Genomic DNA, 11,937 nt, shown 5'->3' with positions numbered 1-11,937 from the left:
ACGACGCGGTGCGCCGCTCCACGACGCGCTGCGCCACCGCCGCGACCCGGCGCGCGCCGCCCGCGCCGACGCCGGGCTCGGCACACCCGTGCGGGCATACGCCGGACTACTCGCGCTGACGCTGCTCAACCCCATGACGATCGTCTACTTCGGAGCGTTGGTCCTCGGCGGGCAGGCCACCGGCGCACCCACCCCGGCGCGGGCGCTCCTCTTCGTCGTCGGCGCGTTCCTCGCCTCGGCCAGCTGGCAACTGCTCATCGCGGCCGGCGGTTCGCTGGTCGGACGGGTGCTGACCGGTCCGCGCGGCCGACTCGGCACCGCCCTCGTCGCGAGCGCGCTGATCGTGGTGCTGGCGGTCGGCCTGCTGATCGGTCGCTAGTGAGCCCGCTGGCGTACGGTCAGGGACATGCAGGGGGAGGCAAGACCATGAGCAGCCGCCCGGCCGCCGGGGGCGGGCGCTGGGTCGACGTCGACCCGGCGCGGTTGCCGCGCTGGATCGAGGGCTTCACCGCGCGGCACGGCGCGCCGCAGGCCGTCGCCGAGCCGTACGGGCTGCTCCTCGCCGCGCCGGACGGCGCCTCGGCGGAGCTGTACCGCCCGCCGGGCGCGCCCGACACGTCGCAGTTGCCCGGCTTCGACCTCGCCGGGTTTCTCACCGCCGCCGCGGCGCCCCGCCGGCTGGGGCTGCTGCTGGCCCGCAAGAGCGCGATGGCGGTCGGCGTGGCCGACGGCGACCGTCTCGTAGTGTCCAAGGTGGACAGCCGCTATGTGCAGGCGCGCACGGCCGCGGGCGGCTGGTCGCAGCAGCGTTTCGCCCGGCGCCGGGACAACCAGGCGAAGGCGGCCGCCGGAGACGCCGCCGACCTGGCGGTCCGGCTGCTCCTTCCCGAAGTCGGCGTGCTCGCCGCGCTCGTCTGCGGGGGAGACCGTCGTACGGTGGACACCATCCTCGAGGACCGTCGGCTCGCCCCGCTCGCGGCGCTGCGGGCCGAGCGGCTGCTCGATGTGCCGGAGCCGCGGCACGCCGTGCTGGTCGAGGCGGTCGGCGCGGCGCGGGCCGTACGGGTCCTCGTCCGGGACCCGCTGCCCGCCTGACCATCGCCGCTCTTCCGGTTCGCGCAGGCCCGGTTCGCTCCCGGTCCGGTCACGTCCAGGTCCGGTCCGTCCGGTTCCTTCCGCGTCCGCTGCCGGTCCCGGCCGTCCCGTCGCGGTTAGACCGCCCCGTTGAACGTGTCGCAGGACTTCGGGTCGCCGGTCTCGTAGCCCCGCCCGAACCACTGCTGGCGCTGCTGCGACGTGCCGTGGGTGAACTGCGACTCGTTGACCTGTCCGCCGGACTTCTTCTGGATCGTGTCGTCGCCGATCGCGGCCGCCGTGTCCAGCCCTTCCCGGATGTCCGTCTGGCTGATGCTCTTGAAGATCTTCTGACCGCCGGCGTCGGCCGTGCCGGTCGCGTTCTTCGCCCACGCGCCGGCGTAGCAGTCGGCCTGCAACTCCAGCATCACCGAGAGCCTGTTGGTGTTCCCGGGGTCGCGCTGCTGCTGGCGGCGCATCTGCGCCTCGGTGCCGAGCAGCGTCTGCACGTGGTGGCCGTACTCGTGGGCCAGCACGTACGGCTGCGCGAACTCGCCGCTGGCGCCGAGTTGCTGGGCCAGCACGTCGTAGAAGCTGAGGTCGATGTAGACGTGCCGGTCGGCGGGGCAGTAGAACGGCCCGACGCCGGAGTCCGCCTGTCCGCAGCCGCTGTTCACCGCCGACCGGAACAGCACCGTGTCGACCTGCTGGTACGGCTGGCCGAAGTGCTGCGGCAGCGCGCCCTGCCAGTAGGCCTGGATCGAGTTGACGTAGAGCGCGTTGCGGCAGTCCAGCTGCTCGAGCGCGTCGTTCGCCGCGCATTTCTGCTCGATCGCGGCGTTGTCTCCCTGGCCACCGCCGCCGCCGGTCGCCGCGTTGATGCCGAAGCCGCCGCCGACCAGCGCGACGAGCACCGCCACCACGAGGCCGACCAGACCGCCCTTGCCGGTCGGGATCGGGATCCCGCCGCCCAGGCCGCCACCACCGCCGGAGCCGCGGCGGTCCTCCACCTGACTCGTGTCGATGCGCGCGTTCTCGTTGAGTTCCATGAAGAGCCCCGATCGCCGTTCGTCCCGTAGTGCAATCGTCGTGCCGGACCCCGTCCGGACGTCCGCTCCCGTACCCGATGATCTTGTTTGGTAATCCGGTTCGGGTCGCTCTCCGCGCCCCGGTACAATAGTTGGGTGCTGCTCTGCGAAGGCTGAACCGCCCAGCGCCGACGGGAAGACCGCACAGGCCCGCCGGCGTTCTTTGTGCCGTGAGACAGCCTTCGAGCCTTTGAGAGCGAGTCCGAGGAAATGATTACTGCCACCGGCCTGGAACTGCGCGCCGGCGCCCGCATCCTGCTGTCCGACACGACACTGCGCGTCCAGCCGGGCGACCGCATCGGCCTGGTCGGCCGCAACGGCGCGGGCAAGACCACGACGCTCAAGGTGCTCGCCGGCGAGGGTACGCCGTACGCGGGGGAGATCACCCGCACCAGCGCGATCGGCTATCTCCCGCAGGACCCGCGCACCGGTGACCTCGAGGTCACCGGTCGCGACCGGGTCCTCTCCGCGCGCGGCCTCGACGTGCTGATGGCCGAGATGAAGAAGATCGAGGAGCAGCTCGCCGACGACGCCTCCGACAAGCTGGTCCGGCGCTACGGCGCGCTGGAGGACCAGTTCGCCTCCCTCGGCGGTTACGCCGCGGAGGCCGAGGCGGCCCGCATCTGCGCCAACCTCGGTCTGCCCGACCGGGCGCTCGCCCAGACCATCGGCACCCTCTCCGGCGGCCAGCGTCGCCGCATCGAGCTGGCCCGCATCCTCTTCCGTGACGCCGGCGAGAACGGCGGCGGCATCCTGCTGCTCGACGAGCCCACCAACCACCTCGACGCCGACTCCATCGCCTGGCTGCGCAACTTCCTCTCCGGCCACAAGGGCGGACTGATCGTGATCAGCCACGACGGCTCCCTGCTCGAATCGGTCGTCAACAAGGTCTGGTTCCTCGACGCCACGCGCTCCGTGGTCGACACCTACAACCTCGGTTGGAAGACCTACCTGGAGCAGCGCGAGACCGACGAGCGCCGGCGCCGCCGGGAGCGGGCCAACGCCGAGAAGAAGGCCGGCGCCCTGATGGCGCAGGCCGACAAGATGCGCGCCAAGGCGACCAAGACCGTCGCGGCGCAGAACATGGCCCGCCGGGCCGAGAAGCTGATCAGCGGCCTGGACGAGGTGCGGGTCTCCGACCGGGTGGCCAAGGTGCGCTTCCCCGAACCCGCCCCCTGCGGCAAGACCCCGCTCACCGCGACCGGCCTCTCCAAGACGTACGGATCGCTGGAGATCTTCACCGACGTCAACGTCGCGGTCGACCGCGGCTCCCGGGTCGCGATCCTCGGCCTCAACGGCGCCGGCAAGACCACCCTGCTGCGGATGCTCGGCGGCCTGCTGCAGTCGGACACCGGCGAGGTGAAGCCGGGGCACGGGCTGCGGTTGGGCTACTACGCCCAGGAGCACGAGACGCTCGACGTCGATCGCACTGTCCTCGAGCACATGCGCAGCGCGGCCTTCGAGCAGTCCGACACCGACCTGCGCAAGATCCTCGGCGCGTTCCTCTTCTCCGGCGACGACGTCGACAAGCCGGCCGGGGTGCTCTCCGGCGGGGAGAAGACGCGGCTGGCCCTGGCCACCCTCGTCTGCTCCGGCGCCAACGTGCTCCTGCTCGACGAGCCCACCAACAACCTCGACCCGGTCAGCCGGGAGCAGGTGCTCGACGCCATCGCCCGCTATCCCGGCGCGATCGTCCTGGTCACCCATGACCCGGGCGCCGTGCTCGCGCTCAAGCCCGACCGGGCGATCCTGCTCCCCGACGGCGACGAGGACGCCTGGAGCGACGACCTGCTGGAGTTGGTCGAGCTCGCGTGACCGGTGCGCGTCGCGCTGGTCGGCGGCGGCTCACCACGGCGTGGCGAGCACGGCCTCGGTCAGCACGGCGGTGACCGCGCCGGTGGCGACCAGCAACAGGGGAGCGGGCACGGGCGCTCGCCCGCACCCCGGCCGTCACCATCGCCGCGCCCAGAAACGCGACCAGCGCGTCCATGCTGACGGCCAGCCACACCGCGTACGCGGGTGCCGGCGGACTGGTCGGTGGTCTGCGCGCTGAACGAGCGCAGATAGTCCAGCGGACCGTCGCCGACATCGCCGACTCCGACCAGGTGCGTGTCGGGTCCGGTCAGGCCGCGGGTCAGCCCGGAGACGCCGTCCACCAGCCAGCGAAACGGCCCAGGCGAACGCCGCGAGATAGCCGGTGGCGAGGAATGTCGGCAGGTGAGCCGGTCCCACCACCGGCGGGCGGCCAGCACGAGCACCCCGGCGGCCACCCTCGGGGCGAGCACGGTGCCCGGTTGGAGAGCCAGCCGGTACGCCCCGAGAAACGGTGCGCCGGCGCTCCCGAGCGTGCGCCGCCGCGAACGGCGAAATAGGTGAACGTCATTCCGAAAACTGTCAGCGTGAGCCAGAGGAGCAGGTCAAGCCGTTCGTTTCGGCGAGATGTCTCTGACTCTTCACATACCACGGCCCAACACGCTATCGGGTTAGCGACAGTGCTGTGCGTGTCGGTTGGCGAACAGTCGATATCTAGCGCATGATCGTCCGAGGCGGTCTAATAGGTGGGACCGTACCGAACCGCACAGTCTGGGACGTGAGGAATCAAGATGGCAGCCACCGGCACAGCCACCAGCACTGAGAAGGGTCGCCGAATCGTTGGGGCCGAGCGTCAGACGCTCGCCAAGGACCTGGTCAAGCGGTACACCTCGGGAGAGAGTATTCGTGCTCTGGCGGCCTCCACCGGCCGCTCATACGGGTTCGTTCACCGTGTGCTCACCGAATCCGGCGTTCAACTGCGTCAGCGCGGCGGCGCCCGTCGTCGCAAGAAGGCGTGACCAGCACATCAGCCCGTTCCGCCTCCGCCGTCGGTCAGGACCCCCGATGACGTCGAACGGCGGAGTGCGGCTGGATTGCGACGGGCCGGTCGCGACAGTGACGTTGGACCGGCCCGACGTGCTCAATGCGCAGACCCCCGCCATGTGGCAGGCAATGCGTGAGTTCTCCCGCGACCTTCCCGGTGACGTACGGGTGGTCGTGGTGCGGGGTGAGGGTCGGGCCTTTTCCGCTGGGCTCGACCTCTCCGTGGCCAGCGGAGTCGCGGGCGGTGCCTCGTCGGCTCCGTCGGATCCCGCGCCCGGTTCCTTCGCCGAGCTGGTCCGGCTCTCGCCGCAGGAGTGCGCGGACCGCATCGGGGAGTTCCAGGAGGGTTTCACCTGGCTGCACCGCCCGGACATCATCTCCATCGCCGCGGTGCAGGGGCACGCGATCGGCGCCGGTTTCCAGTTGGCGCTCGCCTGCGACCTGCGGGTGCTCGCCGATGATGCCCGGATGTCGATGGCCGAGGTGACGCTCGGGCTGGTGCCCGACCTGGCCGGTACGAAGCGTCTCGTCGAGCTCGTGGGATATGCGCGCGCGTTGGAGATCTGTGCGACCGGTCGTCGCCTCGACGCGACCGAGGCGGAGCGGATCGGGTTGGCGAACGTCGTCGTTCCCCGTGCGGAGCTCGACGCGGCCACCCGTGACCTTGCCGCCGCGATCCTCTCGGGCAACCGTGATGCGGTGATCGAGATCAAGGCGCTGATCGCGGGGGCGTCGGGGCGGTCGCCGGCGGATCAGCAGCGGGCGGAGCGTGAGGCGCAGACCCGCCGGCTCCGGGATCTGGCCGGGCAGGGTGAATAGTAAGGACCGTTTGGGAAGAACGAGATTACTTCGCTGGTTGTCGTAGGCGTCGGGAACACTGAATCCGACTGCAGGCGACAACGGAGGTAGCGGTGTCCCCCAACCCGATGGCCGGCGCCAATGGCATGGCCGGCTGGAGCATGTTGCGCTCGATGCGCAACAGCGACGAGGTGCGGGGTCATCGGCTCAGCCGTGGCACCGCTCGCCGGATCGTCGCGTTCGCCCGCCCGTACCGGCGGGACATCGCCGTCTTCCTGATCACGGTGGTGGTCGCGGCGGTCATCGGCGTCGCGACGCCCGTGCTCGCCGGCGACGTGATCAACACGATCAACCGCGGCGGATCGCAGGCGGGCGCCGCCGTGATCCGCCTGGCGTTCTTCATCGCCGGGCTCGCGGTCGCGGACGCGTTCCTGTCGTTGGCGCAGCGCTGGTATTCCGCGCGCATCGGCGAGGGGATAATCCTCGACCTGCGCACCCAGGTCTACGACCACGTGCAGCGCATGCCGCTGCAGTTCTTCACCCGCACCCAGACCGGCGCGCTGGTCAGTCGTCTCAACAACGACGTGTTGGGGGCGCAGCGCGCCTTCACCTCCACGCTCTCCGGCGTGGTCAGCAACGTGATTCAGCTGGTGCTGACCGCTGCGGTGATGTTCACCCTCTCCTGGCAGATCACCGCGCTCTCCCTCGTGCTGTTGCCGATCTTCATCGTGCCGGCCCGCCGCGTCGGGCGGCGGCTCGCCGAAATCACTCGCGAGTCCTACAACCTGGACGCGCAGATGAACGCCACGATGACGGAGCGGTTCGGGGTGTCCGGCGCGCTGCTGGTCAAGCTCTTCGGCAGCCCCGACGTCGAGGCGCAGCGCTTCGGCGACCGGGCCGCCCGGGTCAAGGACATCGGCATCCAGTCGGCGATGTACTCGCGGACCTTCTTCGTCGCCATGCTGCTCGTCGCCTCGCTCGCCCAGGCGCTCACCTACGGCCTCGGCGGCTGGCTCGCGGTCACCGGCGCGGTCACCGCCGGCACGGTGGTCACCCTCGCGTTGCTGCTCACCCGCCTCTACGGCCCGCTCACCGCGCTCTCCAACGTCCGCGTCGACGTGATGAGCGCCCTGGTCTCCTTCGACCGGGTCTTCGAGATTCTCGACCTGGCCCCCTCCATCGCGGAAAAGCCGGACGCGGTCGCGATCCCGCGCGGCTCGGGCCGGCTGGAGTTCCGCGACGTGCGCTTCCGCTACCCCAGCGCGGCCGACGTCTCGCTCGCCTCGCTGGAGGATGTCGCCGCCCTCGACCGCACCGTCGCCGAGCCGGTGCTGCGCGGCGTCTCCTTCACCGTCGAACCGGGTCAGATGGTGGCGCTGGTCGGTCCCTCGGGGGCCGGCAAGTCCACCACGTCGATGCTGGTGTCGCGGGTGTACGACGTCACCGAGGGCGAGGTGCGGGTCGGTGGCGTCGACGTCCGGGACGCGACGATGGCCTCGCTGCGCGACACGATCGGCGTGGTCACCCAGGACTCGCACCTGTTCCACGAGACCATCGCGGAAAACCTCCGCTACGCCAAGGTCGACGCGACCGACGACGAACTCTGGGCGGCGCTGCGCGGCGCCCAGGTCGCCGATCTGGTCCGCTCGCTCCCGGACGGGCTGGAGACGATGGTCGGCGAGCGCGGCTACCGGTTCTCTGGCGGCGAGAAGCAGCGCATCGCGATCGCCCGGCTGCTGCTCAAGGCGCCGTCGATCGTGATCCTCGACGAGGCCACGGCGCACCTCGACTCCGAGTCGGAGGCGGCGGTGCAGCGCGCGTTGGCGGTCGCCCTGAGCGGCCGCACCGCGCTGGTGATCGCGCACCGGCTCTCCACCGTCCGCGACGCCGACCAGATCCTGGTGCTCGACGGGGGAAAGATCGTCGAGCAGGGACGACACGAGGAGCTGGTCGCGGCGGGCGGCCTCTACGCCGAGCTCTACCGCACGCAGTTCGCGGTCGCCGACTCGCCCGTGCCGTACGTGGACGAGGTGGGGCCCGAGCCGGTGATCACGGTGCCGAGTCGCGACTACGACGCCTGACGCGTACGGCGGGCGCGCGACAGTAGGGTGAGGCATGACCTCGTCGGCACCTGATGATGTTGTTGCGACGCTGCGGGACTTCGTCGACCGGATCGATGCTGTTGATCCCGCGGCTGCCGTACTGGGGGAGATCGAGGTCCGCGTCGCCGGGGATGTCGCCGTGGACAAGGTGCGGCTGACGCTGACCGCGCCCGTCGCCCGCGCGCTCGTGGAAGCGCTGCGCGGTTACCACGACCCGCGCGACCGCGGTTGCTGTGATCACTGCGGTGGCCGGCGTCTTGATGACAACTTCCTGTGCCTGGACTGCCATCGGCCCTCGGGGCTGTTCGGGCAGATGATCATGGAGCGGGCCGCTCGGCACGGCAGGGATCGGGCCGCGGTCGGGTACGAATGAGCCCGATGGGCGCGTCCGCGCGGTGCGCCTCGGGGCCGGACGATCGGTGGATGAATCAGAGAACCGCGCTGCGTAGCTCGGCGAACCGGGCGGCGAGATCGTCGAGTTGGAACCGGGCGTTGAGGCCGCTGGGGTTGGGCAGGACCCAGAGCCCGACGCCGCCCAGCGTCTCCGTCTGCCGCCCCAGCGTGGCCCTCGGCAAGCCGAAGCCGATCCGGTACGCCGTCACCCCGACCACCGCCACCCACTGTGGCCGATAGCGGCGGACCTGCTCGGTGAGACGCTCGGCGCCGGCGATCAACTCGGCGCGGCTCAGTTCGTCGGCGCGGGCGGTCGCCCGGGCGACCATGTTGGTGATGCCGAGCCCTTCGGTGAGCAGCTCATCCTGCTGCCCGGGTGACAGTTGGCGTTCCGTGAAGCCGCTGCGGTGCACGGCCGGCCAGAAGCGATTGCCCGGGCGCGCGAAGTGGTGCCCGGTCGCCGCCGAGTAGAGGCTCGGGTTGATTCCGCAGAAGAGGACCCTTAAATCAGGACGGATCACGTCCGCAATAGTTCGACCTGCCGCCGCCGCCAACTCCGCCCGCGTGGGTCTCACCCGCACAGCACGTCAGATCGGGCGGAGGGCGCCGCCGTCGACGGGCAGCGCGATGCCGGTCATGTAGCTGGCGGCGGGGGAGAGCACGAACGCCGCGACCCGGCCGAACTCGGCGGGATCGCCGATCCGGCGCAGCGGGATGGCGGCCTCGGCCTGCGCCCGCGCCTGCTCCGGATCGGCCGCTGCGCCGAAGAGTTCCCGGTTGCGGTCCGTCATGATCCGCCCGGGCAGCAGGCTGACCACCCGTACGCCGCGCGGACCGTACTCGTCGGCCATGTCCTTGGCCATGCCGGCCAGGCCGGGACGCAGGCCGTTGGAGATGCCGAGTCCGGCGATGGGGCTGCGCACCGAGGTGGAGAGGACCAGCCCGATCGCGCCGCCGTCGGGCAGGGCTGCCGCGACGGCGCGGGCGGCCCGCGCCATGCCGAGGAAGATCGTCTCGAATGCCGTCCGCCACTGGTCGTCGGTCGCCTGCGCGGCGGTGCCGGGCGGGGGCCCGCCCACCGAGATCAGTGCCCCGTCGAGCCGCCCGAAGCGCTCCCGCGCCGTGTCGACCAGGCGCTGCGCCGTGCCGGGCTCGCCGAGGTCGGCGATTATCCCCACCGCCCGGTCGGCGCCGCCGAGCGTCGCGACGGCAGCGGTCACTTTCGTCTCGTCCCGGGACGAGATGACCACCCGTGCCCCGTCGGCCACCAGGGCCTGGGCGGTGGCGAAGCCGAGCCCCCGGGAGGCGCCGGTCAGGACGTACACGCGGTCTGTCAGCCCGAGATCCATGGACCTGATCCTGCCGTACCGCGCCCGAACCCGCGCTACGAGCCCCCGTCACGACGCAGCACCCGGACCCGGCCGGCGAGCTGGAGCACGACGCCGCCCGGAGCACGCCGCACCGCCGGGAGTCGACGCGGGCGCGGCGACGACGCACCGTCGTAGCGCCACCCCGCCTCGCGGATGGCGAGCTCTTCGGCGGCGGGGGCGGGGAGCTCCCCCTTCCGCGCCAGCGCTCGCGCCAGATCCCAGCCGTCGCGCAGCGACCCCTGCGTGGGGCGGCCCGCCGCCCAGTGGGCGAAGGTTGCCCCCCAGTCCGGGCCGAACCCGGCGGCGAGCAACGGCCAGTGCCGCGCCACGTCGCCGGCGCGCTTGCGCAGCAGGGCGGTCCGGGCGACGCCGACGAGCCGGGCGTCGAAGCCGGCGGGGACGGGCGCCCCGGACACCAGCGCCGCGACGAGTTCCGCCTGCCGCGCGGCCAGGTCGTGCGCCGGTGGCGGGTTCACGTCACCGCCGGGTATCCGCCGGCCGCGGCGATCGCGTCGAGCTCGGCGCGGAGCACGTCGGCCGGCGGATAGTGGCCGTCGCGTTCGAGCAGCAGGGCCGGTGGCCGGTGCCGTGCGCAGAGCGCGCGGACCAGGTCGAGGACGGGGGACGGGACCGGATCCGTGTGCGTGTCGTGGTAGATCCCGTCGTGCTCCGTCCCACCCGCGACGTGCACGTACGCGATCCGCTCCAACGGCAACCGGTCGAGCAGCGCGACCGGATCGGTGCCCCGGTTGACCGCGTTGGCGTAGACATTGGCCACGTCGAGCAGGAGCAGCGCCCCGGTGCGGTCGAGGATCTCGGTGAGGAACTCGGCCTCGTCCAGTTCGTCGTCGGGCCAGTCGAAGAGCGCGGCGATCGGCTCCAGCGCGATCGGCACCGGCAGCTCGGCCTGCGCTCGGGCCACATTGGCGACCACGGCGTCGACCGCCGCCCGGCTGCGCGGCAGGGGCAGCAGATGTCCCGCCTCGACCCCGCCCGCGCGCACGAACGCGATGTGCTCGCTGACCAGTGGCGCCCCGACCAGCTCGGCGACCCGGGCCAGGTGCGTGACCCGCTCCGGGTCGACCGGCTCGGCGCCGCCGAGCGAGAGCTTCACCCCGTGGGGTACGACCGCGACGCCGCGCCCGGCCAGCTCGGCCAGTCCCTCGGGCACCGGGCCGGTGTCCGGCACGGTCTCCGCGACGACCTCGACGAACCGCAGCCCGGGCAGCTCGGCGATGAACCCGGAGATCTCCGGGCGCCACCCGATGCCCACTCCGTACGCCTGCGGGGTCATCCGCCACAGCCCCCTCCGCCGCCGCAGCCCCCTCCGCCACCGCAGGAGCTGCCGCCACCGCACGAGCTGCCGCTGGAGCTGGAACTGGTGCTGGTGCCGTGTCCCGCCGCGAGGTTGCGCTGCACCTCGGCCTCGGCGGCGAAGGCGGGGTCGAACGCCCAGAGCGAGGCGGTCCCGAAGAGCGCGACGCCCATCGCCGCGCCCGCCGCGCCATAGGTCGCGTAGGCGGGACGGCTGGCCGGCGACAGGTGCCGGTTCCTGACCCGCAGGTCGCGCAGCGCGGCCTTCGCCGCCCGGGTCTGTCGCGGCACGACGAACAGCAGCACCAGCGTCACGACGGTGACCGGGGCGAGCAGGAGCACGAGAAACAGCACCGGTTTGGCGCCGGCGATCCCGGCCGCGATCCGGAGCGCGCCGAGGGCGACCAGGCCGAGCATCAGAAGCGGCACCAGGCGCGCGGCGCGGCGCTGGTCCGCGGTGACAGCGAGGCCGGCGCGTTGGAGCGACTCACGCAGCTGCCCGAGCGCCGCAGCGACCCACGGATGGGTGGTGAGGCCCCGCGTGCGGACCCCTTGTCCGGCGGCGTTGTAGATCGCCTGCCCGAGTGGCGTGGTCCCGGCGGGCATCTGCGCGGTCACGGCGAGCGCCCCGCCCGACGCCGTGCCGATCGCGCCCGCGGCACGGAGCCCCCCGAGCGCGGTGTAAACGGCGAGCCGGTCGCCCCCGTTGAGGTAGGCCGCCTGCTCCGGGGTCAACTGCTCGGCGCGCACGTCACGCCCGCCGGCGAAGAGGAACACGCGGTGCAGCAGGGCGGCCACGGTCAGCGCGGCGGCCGCGACGAAGAAGATCAGTAGGAACGCCGGGCCCGAGATGCCCCACGTGTCACCTGGCGCGGCCAGCACAGTCATCGGAGTTGCTCCTGTCCGTTGAGGGGGACGGGGCCTCATTGTGGGACAGGGACG

Annotated in this window: 13 protein-coding genes; 7 read left to right on the top strand and 6 right to left on the bottom strand. The window is 72.0% G+C overall.

Annotation, left to right across the window (positions count from 1 at the left end; translation table 11 throughout):
- Together AB0J06_RS04100 and AB0J06_RS04095 are read left to right on the top strand one after the other, a co-directional pair.
- On the top strand, positions 1 to 379 hold a 379-nt coding region (locus AB0J06_RS04100; protein WP_357424355.1), incomplete at its 5' end, for a LysE family transporter.
- Positions 380 to 426: 47 nt separating this feature from the next.
- Positions 427 to 1,095 (top strand): acVLRF1 family peptidyl-tRNA hydrolase, encoded by a 669-nt coding sequence (locus AB0J06_RS04095; RefSeq protein WP_357424353.1) that lies wholly within the window; start codon positions 427 to 429, stop codon positions 1,093 to 1,095.
- A gap of 116 nt (positions 1,096 to 1,211) precedes the next feature.
- Here AB0J06_RS04095 and AB0J06_RS04090 read toward each other — a convergent pair whose 3' ends face one another.
- Positions 1,212 to 2,123, bottom strand: a complete 912-nt coding sequence (locus AB0J06_RS04090; protein WP_357424351.1) for a neutral zinc metallopeptidase — start codon at positions 2,121 to 2,123, stop codon at positions 1,212 to 1,214.
- Positions 2,124 to 2,372: 249 nt separating this feature from the next.
- Here AB0J06_RS04090 and AB0J06_RS04085 point away from each other — a divergent pair, with 249 nt between their 5' ends.
- The 5 genes from AB0J06_RS04085 to AB0J06_RS04065 all read left to right on the top strand — a co-directional run bounded on the left by AB0J06_RS04085 (position 2,373) and on the right by AB0J06_RS04065 (position 8,291).
- On the top strand, positions 2,373 to 3,977 hold the full coding sequence (locus tag AB0J06_RS04085) for an ABC-F family ATP-binding cassette domain-containing protein (protein ID WP_357424349.1): 1,605 nt from the start codon (positions 2,373 to 2,375) through the stop codon (positions 3,975 to 3,977).
- A gap of 788 nt (positions 3,978 to 4,765) precedes the next feature.
- Positions 4,766 to 4,993, top strand: a complete 228-nt coding sequence (locus AB0J06_RS04080) for a helix-turn-helix domain-containing protein (RefSeq protein WP_085066491.1) — start codon at positions 4,766 to 4,768, stop codon at positions 4,991 to 4,993.
- A gap of 46 nt (positions 4,994 to 5,039) precedes the next feature.
- The gene (locus AB0J06_RS04075) at positions 5,040 to 5,837 is read left to right on the top strand and encodes an enoyl-CoA hydratase/isomerase family protein (protein ID WP_357424346.1); all 798 of its coding nucleotides are present in this window, start codon (positions 5,040 to 5,042) and stop codon (positions 5,835 to 5,837) included.
- Between the two features lie 107 nt (positions 5,838 to 5,944).
- On the top strand, positions 5,945 to 7,897 hold the full coding sequence (locus AB0J06_RS04070) for an ABC transporter ATP-binding protein (RefSeq protein ID WP_357424402.1): 1,953 nt from the start codon (positions 5,945 to 5,947) through the stop codon (positions 7,895 to 7,897).
- Between the two features lie 34 nt (positions 7,898 to 7,931).
- Entirely contained in the window at positions 7,932 to 8,291 is a 360-nt protein-coding gene (locus AB0J06_RS04065) for a hypothetical protein (RefSeq protein WP_357424344.1), read from the top strand.
- Between the two features lie 55 nt (positions 8,292 to 8,346).
- On the opposite strand, the gene mug is transcribed toward AB0J06_RS04065, so the two are convergent.
- From mug to AB0J06_RS04040, 5 genes are read right to left on the bottom strand one after another with little or no spacing between them, the layout of a single operon-like run.
- Entirely contained in the window at positions 8,347 to 8,892 is a 546-nt protein-coding gene (gene mug, locus AB0J06_RS04060) for a G/U mismatch-specific DNA glycosylase (RefSeq protein WP_357424342.1), read from the bottom strand.
- 6 nt (positions 8,893 to 8,898) lie between these two features.
- Positions 8,899 to 9,660: an SDR family oxidoreductase gene (locus tag AB0J06_RS04055; RefSeq protein ID WP_357424340.1), complete on the bottom strand. Its 762-nt coding sequence runs from the start codon at positions 9,658 to 9,660 to the stop codon at positions 8,899 to 8,901.
- 35 nt (positions 9,661 to 9,695) lie between these two features.
- Positions 9,696 to 10,157 carry a hypothetical protein gene (locus AB0J06_RS04050; protein ID WP_357424338.1) on the bottom strand — a complete coding sequence of 154 codons (462 nt, stop codon included), beginning with the start codon at positions 10,155 to 10,157 and terminating at the stop codon, positions 9,696 to 9,698.
- A complete protein-coding gene (locus tag AB0J06_RS04045) occupies positions 10,154 to 10,975 on the bottom strand; it encodes a DUF692 domain-containing protein (protein WP_357424336.1) in 822 nt (273 codons plus the stop codon). The genes AB0J06_RS04050 and AB0J06_RS04045 overlap by 4 nt, the downstream gene beginning before the upstream one ends.
- A complete protein-coding gene (locus tag AB0J06_RS04040; RefSeq protein ID WP_357424334.1) occupies positions 10,972 to 11,883 on the bottom strand; it encodes a TIGR04222 domain-containing membrane protein in 912 nt (303 codons plus the stop codon). The genes AB0J06_RS04045 and AB0J06_RS04040 overlap by 4 nt, the downstream gene beginning before the upstream one ends.
- Between the last annotated feature and the right edge of the window lie 54 nt (positions 11,884 to 11,937).

This window comes from Micromonospora sp. NPDC049679 (genome assembly GCF_040659735.1).
GTDB lineage: Bacteria > Actinomycetota > Actinomycetes > Mycobacteriales > Micromonosporaceae > Micromonospora_I.
The sequence above is the reverse complement of the archived record's forward strand: the minus strand, read 5'-3'. Positions and strand labels throughout refer to the sequence as shown.

What these genes read in the sequence shown, in the direction of transcription:
- AB0J06_RS04095 (WP_357424353.1), top strand. Translation starts at nt 427, where the DNA reads ATGAGCAGCCGCCCGGCCGCCGGGGGCGGGCGCTGGGTCGACGTCGAC.
- AB0J06_RS04075 (WP_357424346.1), top strand. Translation starts at nt 5,040, where the DNA reads ATGACGTCGAACGGCGGAGTGCGGCTGGATTGCGACGGGCCGGTCGCG.
- AB0J06_RS04070 (WP_357424402.1), top strand. Translation starts at nt 5,945, where the DNA reads ATGGCCGGCGCCAATGGCATGGCCGGCTGGAGCATGTTGCGCTCGATG.
- AB0J06_RS04090 (WP_357424351.1), bottom strand. Translation starts at nt 2,123, where the DNA reads ATGGAACTCAACGAGAACGCGCGCATCGACACGAGTCAGGTGGAGGAC.
- AB0J06_RS04055 (WP_357424340.1), bottom strand. Translation starts at nt 9,660, where the DNA reads ATGGATCTCGGGCTGACAGACCGCGTGTACGTCCTGACCGGCGCCTCC.
- AB0J06_RS04040 (WP_357424334.1), bottom strand. Translation starts at nt 11,883, where the DNA reads ATGACTGTGCTGGCCGCGCCAGGTGACACGTGGGGCATCTCGGGCCCG.
- AB0J06_RS04080 (WP_085066491.1), top strand. Translation starts at nt 4,766, where the DNA reads ATGGCAGCCACCGGCACAGCCACCAGCACTGAGAAGGGTCGCCGAATC.
- AB0J06_RS04065 (WP_357424344.1), top strand. Translation starts at nt 7,932, where the DNA reads ATGACCTCGTCGGCACCTGATGATGTTGTTGCGACGCTGCGGGACTTC.
- AB0J06_RS04045 (WP_357424336.1), bottom strand. Translation starts at nt 10,975, where the DNA reads ATGACCCCGCAGGCGTACGGAGTGGGCATCGGGTGGCGCCCGGAGATC.
- AB0J06_RS04085 (WP_357424349.1), top strand. Translation starts at nt 2,373, where the DNA reads ATGATTACTGCCACCGGCCTGGAACTGCGCGCCGGCGCCCGCATCCTG.